9 protein-coding genes are annotated in these 8,637 nt (G+C 44.4%); 1 reads left to right on the plus strand and 8 read right to left on the minus strand.

From position 1 onward, the window contains the following. From IQ229_RS04380 to IQ229_RS04395, 4 genes are all read right to left on the minus strand, one after another. The coding region (locus IQ229_RS04380; RefSeq protein ID WP_322743943.1) for a phage tail protein at nt 1-464 on the minus strand (464 nt) is incomplete at its 3' end. Between the two features lie 136 nt (nt 465-600). Then, entirely contained in the window at nt 601-1,056 is a 456-nt protein-coding gene (locus IQ229_RS04385; RefSeq protein ID WP_094331970.1) for a phage tail protein, read from the minus strand. A 136-nt stretch (nt 1,057-1,192) separates the two neighbouring features. Next, the gene (locus IQ229_RS04390) at nt 1,193-2,854 is read right to left on the minus strand and encodes a phage tail sheath family protein (RefSeq protein ID WP_194041617.1); all 1,662 of its coding nucleotides are present in this window, start codon (nt 2,852-2,854) and stop codon (nt 1,193-1,195) included. 30 nt (nt 2,855-2,884) lie between these two features. Beyond that, the gene (locus IQ229_RS04395) at nt 2,885-3,724 is read right to left on the minus strand and encodes a Pvc16 family protein (protein ID WP_194041619.1); all 840 of its coding nucleotides are present in this window, start codon (nt 3,722-3,724) and stop codon (nt 2,885-2,887) included. A gap of 621 nt (nt 3,725-4,345) precedes the next feature. On the opposite strand from IQ229_RS04395, the gene IQ229_RS04400 reads away from it, so the two are divergent. After that, nucleotides 4,346-4,975: an NADPH-dependent F420 reductase gene (locus IQ229_RS04400; RefSeq protein ID WP_194041621.1), complete on the plus strand. Its 630-nt coding sequence runs from the start codon at nt 4,346-4,348 to the stop codon at nt 4,973-4,975. A 65-nt stretch (nt 4,976-5,040) separates the two neighbouring features. On the opposite strand, the gene IQ229_RS04405 is transcribed toward IQ229_RS04400, so the two are convergent. The 4 genes from IQ229_RS04405 to IQ229_RS04420 all read right to left on the minus strand — a co-directional run bounded on the left by IQ229_RS04405 (nt 5,041) and on the right by IQ229_RS04420 (nt 8,203). After that, the gene (locus IQ229_RS04405) at nt 5,041-5,943 is read right to left on the minus strand and encodes an SDR family NAD(P)-dependent oxidoreductase (protein ID WP_228013113.1); all 903 of its coding nucleotides are present in this window, start codon (nt 5,941-5,943) and stop codon (nt 5,041-5,043) included. 113 nt (nt 5,944-6,056) lie between these two features. Then, a complete protein-coding gene (locus tag IQ229_RS04410) occupies nt 6,057-7,133 on the minus strand; it encodes an alpha/beta hydrolase (RefSeq protein ID WP_194041624.1) in 1,077 nt (358 codons plus the stop codon). 96 nt (nt 7,134-7,229) lie between these two features. Beyond that, entirely contained in the window at nt 7,230-7,640 is a 411-nt protein-coding gene (locus tag IQ229_RS24645; RefSeq protein ID WP_194041631.1) for a helix-turn-helix transcriptional regulator, read from the minus strand. After that, entirely contained in the window at nt 7,565-8,203 is a 639-nt protein-coding gene (locus tag IQ229_RS04420) for a hypothetical protein (RefSeq protein ID WP_194041626.1), read from the minus strand. Before IQ229_RS04420 ends, IQ229_RS24645 begins: the two co-directional genes overlap by 76 nt. Nucleotides 8,204-8,637: the final 434 nt, after the last annotated feature.

The following is an 8,637-nucleotide window of genomic DNA, read 5'->3' on the forward strand; positions in this document are numbered from 1 at the left end:
ACCTCTACCTCCTCAATTTCGATGTCATGGCTGCGGGCGTTGACATCAGCAATCTTGTAACTTGCAGGCCAAGCACCAGCTAATTCAAATCTAGCTACTTCTTGATTTGCCTGATTATAAATAGACAAAGCAACAAGTCTACGTTGCTCAGACCAATTACCCTTTTCGACTTTTTCAAACCACTTCCAAAAATCCATAGAGTTGGTGATACCTCTACGCAGAATGAGATTACCACTCTTGGGATTGCTAGGAAGCTTGGTTCTCACCACCTGACCTTTTGATTGCCCTTTTGTACCCCAGCTTTGAGAAGTGACTTCAGTAATTTCAATCACCTCTTGTGTTCTTTTGAAGCCTTGACACTCCAAAAAGAAACAATTGGCATCGTTTTGACCTTCTAGTGTCAGTTCTAAATAGAACCGATGGGCTGTCAGAACTTCTGGAATTCGGCTTGCGGATTGTACCACTGTTAAATAATTCGTAATTCGTAATGACGCTCGCGGACTTGCTACCGCTACGCTAACGTAATTCGTAATGACGCTTGCGGACTCGCTACTGCTACGCTCTAAGCAAAGCTATGCCGCAGGCTTTACGTAATTACGATTATTTGATTCGTTTAATTCCTTCGTGAACCAATTCAACTGTTTCATTTGCCATATCACCACCAGAGGCTGTTAAGGTAGGCCCGGTGTATTTACAGGGATAACAATTGACAATGTTCCACCGTGCTTTTTCAGAGCCTTGTTGGTCGTAAGCAACAACTGAGCCAGTCTTACGATTCTGTGCCCACTTCCGAGGGTCTCCCATATCTTCGTTACAATCTTGATACCATTTATAAAGGTCTATATCATCAGTGGCGATGACTTTTACTGTAATGTTGGTAAATTTAACAACAGTTGGTGTAGCTTGACGCATTAGTTTAGCGCCTTTAGATGAACCGTGAACTTCTTGCGCTGGAGTATTCTCAACGCCTAGCCCGCTAATTTCTTTGATGAATTTATCAGTAATCCCATCAGCCTCGAAGTAAAACTTACAAGAGGTTAAAAATTCGCCTGCCATACTTTTAGATTCCTTTGTGTGTAATTAATTTTGAAATGGGGAATTAGGAGTGAAGAGGGGAATAGGTTACAGGTTACAGGGTACAGATTATTCCCTGTCACCTGTCACCTGTCCCCTGTCCCCTAATTCCAATACCCTATTCGCTATCTTCAATACCATTCCATTGGCTGATGCGGAAAACAACAAACTCCGCTGGTCTGACGGGACAAACACCGACTTCAATATATAAACGTCCTAAAATTCTGGTTTCTGGTGGGTTCAATTCTTCGTCGCACTTCACATAAAATGCTTGGGCTGGAGATGCCCCAAATAAAGCACCTTCACGCCAAATGCGCTCTAAGAAATTACTGACGGTACGGGTGACACGCGCCCATAAATCTTGGTCGTTCGGTTCAAAAACTACCCACTGAGTCCCCAGTTCTAGGGATTTTTCGATATAGCTAATTAATCTACGCACACTGATGTAACGCCACTCTGTTTTATCTGGCTCAACTAAAGTGCGTGCGCCCCAAATGCGGATACCTCGATTGGGGAAGCTGCGAATACAATTTATTCCCAAGGGGTTTAATAGTTCTTGTTCGCGGAAGTTTGTGTCATAACCCAAACCAATTACGCCTCTGGGAACTTCATTTGCAGGGGCTTTGTAAACTCCTCTGGTTTCGTCGGTGCGGGCCCAAACACCCATCACATGACCACAAGGAGGTACTAAAATTGGATTACCGCGATCGCGTGGATTCGGTACTTTGATCCAAGGATAATAAAGGGCCGCAAACATCGAACGACGGTTAAATCTATTCAACCACTCCACTACTTGTTGCGGTTTGACGGCTTCTGGTGGCGAATCAAGTACAACCATGCGGTTGGGCGGATTGGGAATATCACCACTGGCAGAACCCTCGCACATACTAATCATCAGTTCGATGATGCCGTGAACTTGATCTAAATTCAGTACTTGCTCTTGATAAGCCCGCATCACATCAGGACAAGCCAGCATCGTGATTTCATCAACTTCAAAGATACCGCGTACCCCGGTGCGATCGTCTCTAACACCTTCTAAATTTTGCGAAAATCTATCGGGTGTGGCAGCAACAATGGGCGGTGCTAGTTCATATTGACCATTAACAGGACGACGAGCTAAAGGTTGTCCGCTTTGAGTTATGTCTTCTACGGTGATATACATCGAATTTCTCAATGCTGTCAGCGCATAAGTTGCGACTTGAGCATTAGGGTCGCGGTTCATTGTCAAGTTTTCGTATTCCTCTAGAAGCTCATCTCCCCGACGAATTTGGATGGTAAAATATTCGCCTGTATTTGGAGGCGCTTCTCCTTCAGTACCTTCGGGTAGAGCGCGGGGCGAACCATCAATAATTACGATATTTACTAATCCACCTGATGCTTGCTCAGGGCGCAAAGTAAAGCGCAGGGCTGGACGATTACCTCGAGCGTTAATTCGTAAGTTAGCCGGTTCTGGAGTTGCTGGTCTGGGTGCGCCTGGTAACTGAGTCCCAATGCTTGTTACCCAGCAACGACCGCCACCATTCATAAAGTAGCCGTAGACTGAAAAGGGTAAATAAGCGTTGAAGTCGGTGAAGCCGTCAGAGTTGGGACGCGCAAAGTAGTTTAAGAATTGCGTCCAAGTGGTTACTAGCATGGGCTTGTATAATTCAGCCCCACCGCGAACGTCTTCAGTAAAGCCTACAAATCCGGCAACTGCTGTGCTAACACCTTCAATTGGTCGGCTACCCCGGTCAATTTCTTCAATGTAGACACCAGGAGCAAAGTAATCAAGTCTAGCCATGAAAGTTTCTCCAAGTCAGTAAAAATCTAATTATTCAGGAGTTAGAAATATTTCTTTGAAAGTATTACTTTGGTTATCTACCAATGCATTGACGTTTTGGGGTAAATAGCCAGGATGATTCAGAGTCAAAACATAATTACCTAAATGAAGGTCTTCAAAGAAGAACAGCCCTTCTTTAGTGGTTAATATGGACTTGTCAGTTCCTCTCACAGCCACTTCTGTCGCTACCAGCGGCAAATTTGTCACTGCACTTTTGACAATACCCGCGATCGCAACTCGTCTGGTTAATACTAAACTGTCACTATCGCGAGACAATTGATTTCGCAAATTGAAAATTCGCTCCCAAACCAAAGGCACTGGAGTCGGTTGTGGCTCGAAGGGTATTGTCACTGTCAAATATAAGGCTGAACGCAATGGCACATTCAGAGCGCTCCATAAAGAGCCAATCTCAATTGGCGGCTCTAAGGCAACCGTCAGGTTCAAATTACCATAGCCCCGTAATTCAGGAACCAAAAACTCCTCTTCCAAGGTGCGATGCCGCAACAGCACAGTCAACGCCTCACTAATAAAGTGATGCTCACCTAAAGCTGTTCTATCCCAGGCTGTTAATAGCAGCGAAACATCAAACCAAGCTGGTGCCCAATTTACAGTGGCAGGTTGTAGAGCGCGTGTTAGCTTGCGTTCTACTTGCCTGCCAGAATGTTGTACCTGCTTACTCTCACGTATATCAAAAATATATAAATTGAGAGTCGGGCCTGCTCCCTCTTCCCTACGATTACCAGGATGGCTAAAATCAATTTGCTCTGTACTGGTAAGTGAGGTTCCTCCAGCTAGAATTTCGGCTAAAGTTTGAAGAACGAAGATAAGCATGAAGGTGTTCTGCTGGTAGCTAATCCAGATGCATCTAGAGTATCTATATCTGCCTGCTAAAGTTAATTAGACTTTTGTCGAATTTTTTGGGAGCATGGGACACAGGAGTAGTTCGAGGTTCAAAGACAACTGAATCGGTTTCTAAACTCAGTAAACCAAAAAGTTTTTCCTCAAGAGCGATGCCTGTCTTGAAAAGTGACGCTCGTTGCGCTAAAGCGTCTCTCCTTGGCAAAAGACTCAGCTTAGCTTCGCTAACAGATCTAAGGAAGCCTTAGCTCGACGCCAGTTGCTTCTCCTGTCAAAGACGCGCAAGGAACAAGTCGGGAAACCCGCAAGGGCGCACTGGCTCCACTTTTCGCTGCGGTGCTTGCTAGCCTACGCTAATCACAGCTACGTAGTCTGAAATGCTATAGTAGGCTACCTATTTTATAATTAATGCTTATACTGCTCTGAATATAGGAATCTTAAATCATTTATGAAAAATCTTTGCATTTGGTGGGCAGTGCCAAACGCTGGATGCTTTAAGCCTCTTAAGTCCTACAAGGCACTGCCCACCTTACGTGTATTTCACGCAATTACTTGCTACTGTACAAAGCAATTAACAACCGAAGGAGATCAACGATGAAGATCGGTATCATTGGGTCAGGAAACATTGGTGGAACTTTGGGGCAGCACTGGGCAAAGGCTGGACACGAGGTGATGTTTAGCTCTAGAAACCCTGAAGACCTGAAGCCGATGGCAAAAGCGGTGGGGGCTAAAACTGGCACGGTTGAAAATGCGGCGGTATTTGGTGACGTGATCCTGCTGGCAATTCCTTTCGGAAAAGTTCTCGAAGTCGCTCAACAAATTGGACGACTCGACCATAAAATTCTGATCGATGCTACAAATCCCTATCCGCAACGGGATGGTGATGTAGCTCAGCGCGTGATTGATGACAGGGAGCAAACAGCGACCGGGTATGTGGCTGAGCAGTTTCCAGGCGCTCAGACGATTAAAGCATTTAACTCCATCTACTACAAAGTGTTAGCAGATCAGGCGTTTCAATCAGGTGATGACCGAGTTGCGGTTCAAATCTGTGGCGATGATCTCCAAGCCAAGCAAACCGTCAAACAACTGATTGAAGCGATCGGCTTTGCGCCTCAAGACATTGGCGATCTCAGTAGTGGCACGCTCTTTGAGCCTAATGCTCCGCTCTATAACCAGAATCTCAAAATTGGTGATGCTCTAACGCTTTTACATCAACTACGTTAGAGGCTAAATTTCATACTAATTAGACATCGGGAGCAACAGCCAGATATTTTGCTAGTTTTGTGTCTTTACCCAAGTCCTCCTCCATCTATATCAAATCGCATACCTGAAACATAAGAAGCTTCAGGAGATGCAAGCCACAGCACAACTGCTGCAACTTCCTGTGGTTTACCAGTTCGTTTGATTGGATAGGGAGCAACTAATTGCTCTTTTGTAACTTTCCAGTCTCGTTGAACGCGCTCAAGCATTGCAGTGTCAATTGCTCCCGGTGCGATCGCATTGATGCGAATATTCTGGAGAGTGTATTCTTGTGCGGCGGTTTTTGTCATATGAATGATCGCAGCTTTACTCGCTCCATAACCAACAATATTAGAAAAGGCGTGATGTCCACCAATGCTTGCTGTATTAATAATTGTCCCACCGCCACCCTTGATCAAATAAGGAATTTCGTATTTCATTCCTAAAAAAACACCCCGTGCATTTGTATTCATCAGATCATCAAATTCTGCGATCGGAGTTTCAGCAATTGGATGAGGGGGAAAGTCTACCCCTGCATTGTTGAAAGCGATGTCGAGGCGTCCGTATTTCGCCACACAAGCGTCAACAAAAGCTTTTATATCTTCTGACTTACGTACATCAGCTCGCATATAGGTTGCTTCGCCGCCTGTATTCCTGATTTCAGCTTCAACTTTTGCTCCTAAATTCTCGCGCCGACCGCAGAAGAACACCTTTGCACCTTCAAGGGCAAATTCTTTGGCTGTCACCATGCCGATTCCAGACGTTGCTCCAGTGATCAGTACAACTTTATTGGAATATCTGCCACGAAGTGTGGCTTGAGCAATTTCCTGTGTAGCCAATTTTGGACTGTTGGCTTGGATTGTTCCAGCAGAGAAGGCGGTACCCAATCCTGCTAATCCCACACTGCCTTGGAGAAGGATTCGACGACGGCTCATCCCTTGTTTCTTCAACATCTGATAACTCCTAATTAGTTGAGAGGCTGAGTTTCAAAATTGCAAACAATGATACTTCAAACTACTTTCCAAAACGATTTTAAAACTGCATATCAAAGCTATAAATTTAACAATTAATCACTTGATTTGTTTAATGTTTGTTTAAGCCATGTTGCAGCTTTACTTGCTGCTGACTCAACAACTTCTGGTTGGTCATAAAAGGCAATGTGATTTGATGTGTTCATCCAATGAAGATTTTTCTGATTGCTGTTAATGCTCTTAAAGAAGCGACGTGCGCCATCTGGAACTAATGCTGTATCGGAATGGATGACCAATGTCGGAGCTTTAATTTCATGACCAGAATCAATGGCGTTAAATTGTAAGAACGGCTCAAAGAACATAACTGCTGAACGATTTACCCAACCAGGACGGACACCACGGGAAGTACCGTAATAATCATAAGCTTCTTGACCCGGCATCGCTACTTTGGTGTTTTTGGGATCAACATTGGTCATGTAATCAACTTTACCTGTATTTTCATACTTGATCAGAGCAGCCTTGCCCATTTCCAAACGCGCTTGATAGTTATCACCCAACCATTGACGCATCACTTGTGGGTCATGATAAAAACCTGCAACGGTAACAAGGGCGTTAATTGAGGAGTCCGTTGCAGCAGCCCTTGCAGAGTAGCCACCACCCGAACAAACGCCTAGTAAAGCGACTGCATTTTGCTTAACTTGCGGTAACGCCTGCAAAAATGTTACTGCACTATGAATATCCTCAACTTTCATCTCTGGGTTTTCAAGCTGGCGAGGTACGCCGCCGCTTTCGCCAAAGGTGCGGTGGTCGAAAGTCAAAGCAACAAATCCTTGGTTAGCTAATTGAGTTGCATAGACTGTACTCACCTGTTCTTTTACACTTGATTGAGGCCCCACCACCACAACGGCTGATTGTGGTGCTTTGATGTTTGCAGGTAGGTAAAGATTACCTACTACCTTTGTACCTTGGCTGAGAAACTGAACTTTGCGAACTGTGATATTGTTTGTTGCAATAGTCTGGCTTTGAGTAGGCATAGATTTTGCTTCAATATTTTGGAGTTCAGCAGTGGCGGTATGAGATAGGAATAATAAACCCAGAGAAGTCAGTGTCAGTGTTTTATTAGCAAATTTTTTCATAGCTAGCATGATGGTTTCTCCTTGCATTGTCGGCATCACAGGATTTGCATCTGGCGTTGTCGCCCTCCCTTGCCGATAGTTAAATACTCGCAGGAGTCACCCCAAGAAAACTTGGAAATTCTTGCTCAATTTTTAGAGGGTTTTCACAAAAGCTCGTGGACTCATGCCAAAGGCACGTTTAAAGACATTGCTAAAGTGCGACTGGTCGAAAAAGCCCACAGCTAACGCTACTTCAGAGAGGGACAATTGATTTATTCGTAGCAATTTTTTCGCTTGTTCTAACCGCAGGCGCAGGACAAACTGATGTGGTGCCATACCTGTGGTGTTTTTAAATAAGCGGGAAAAATGAAAGTCAGAAACTTGGGCAGCATTTGCAAGTTGGCTAAGGTTTAACTCTACACCAAGTTGCGATCGCGCTATTTCAATTACATCTGTTAGTTGAGTTCCAGAGAGTTTCCCTTTTGGCGTTAAAGGCTTTTTGGCTTTGCGGCTATGATTCTCAACAGGTGCAACGTGAAGGCAAGAGATAAGGTTTCTGCATATAACGGTTCTCCTGGCGCAGCCAACTCTGAAGCTAACGCTCTGACATAGTTATATGCCAAATCATCAGCCAGGCAGCGACGTTCAGCAAAGGTCTCAATGGCGCTTGGTGTCCGGTCTTCGAGAATAGTGGTAATGAAATCTGGCGTTAAGGCAATGGCTGCTACTGTCAGTTCGTCCTGCCAAAAGGGAGCATTAGTTTCACCATCAGACTGGAGGCAAAACCCACCCGGCGGTAGAATAGCTTCATAAGTTCGTCCCTCAGTACGCCAGCCAAAACGCACAGCCCCACCTAAATTAATAATCAGTCGATGTCCTTCGATGTAGTGTTCTGGAAGATCCATCGGCTGAAGTCGCTGTACCTCTAGAGTTAAGTTCTGACGCCAACCGACTTGGGAACTAGAGAGGACAACCGAACTATCTGGAGCAGAAGCAAAATGCTCGCCTGTTTGCCGATCAATTAACTTAATACTGCTGTGCAATGTCACGGCGAAAACCTCAATTTGGAGAATCGGGCATGGCGCACGGAGAATCAGTAATATCAGAAAATAATACCAATCTCCCATGCCCAATTATCTACTTTTGCTGCCAATCTTTAATATTGAGTAAAATAAAAAGTTTTTCCCAAAGAGCGATGCCTGCGGTATTTGCTAGCCTACGCTAATCACAGCTACGTATTCTATGGTGCTATAAAATACGTTTTATCTACTTAATACTTATACTGCTCTAAAAGGTTTTTTCTCCTGCCCCTTTGCTCCTCCTCTTTTCTGTTCAAGCGTATTGTATTAAGGGGAGCATTTCAGTTTGGCAAAAATATCTCTTAAATAATCCGAAAAGCAATAACTTCAGTTTGTAGATTCAATATGGAGCGGTTCTTAATTGAATGCATTACATTTTTTCTTGTGTGGTGGGCATCTTGCCCGTTCTACTACCGACGAGACACCCATTCTACAAGATTTCTCGAACTGTTACAAATAAGAACTGCTATATACCTATATAC

The sequence above is a fragment of the Nostoc cf. edaphicum LEGE 07299 genome, from assembly GCF_015207245.1.
Lineage (GTDB): Bacteria > Cyanobacteriota > Cyanobacteriia > Cyanobacteriales > Nostocaceae > Nostoc > Nostoc edaphicum_B.

Excerpts from the sequence above, each read along its gene's own strand:
- IQ229_RS04385 (WP_094331970.1), bottom strand. The coding sequence starts at position 1,056 with ATGGCAGGCGAATTTTTAACCTCTTGTAAGTTTTACTTCGAGGCTGAT.
- IQ229_RS04390 (WP_194041617.1), bottom strand. The coding sequence starts at position 2,854 with ATGGCTAGACTTGATTACTTTGCTCCTGGTGTCTACATTGAAGAAATT.
- IQ229_RS04395 (WP_194041619.1), bottom strand. The coding sequence starts at position 3,724 with ATGCTTATCTTCGTTCTTCAAACTTTAGCCGAAATTCTAGCTGGAGGA.
- IQ229_RS04400 (WP_194041621.1), top strand. The coding sequence starts at position 4,346 with ATGAAGATCGGTATCATTGGGTCAGGAAACATTGGTGGAACTTTGGGG.
- IQ229_RS04405 (WP_228013113.1), bottom strand. The coding sequence starts at position 5,943 with ATGTTGAAGAAACAAGGGATGAGCCGTCGTCGAATCCTTCTCCAAGGC.
- IQ229_RS04410 (WP_194041624.1), bottom strand. The coding sequence starts at position 7,133 with ATGCCGACAATGCAAGGAGAAACCATCATGCTAGCTATGAAAAAATTT.
- IQ229_RS04420 (WP_194041626.1), bottom strand. The coding sequence starts at position 8,203 with ATGGGAGATTGGTATTATTTTCTGATATTACTGATTCTCCGTGCGCCA.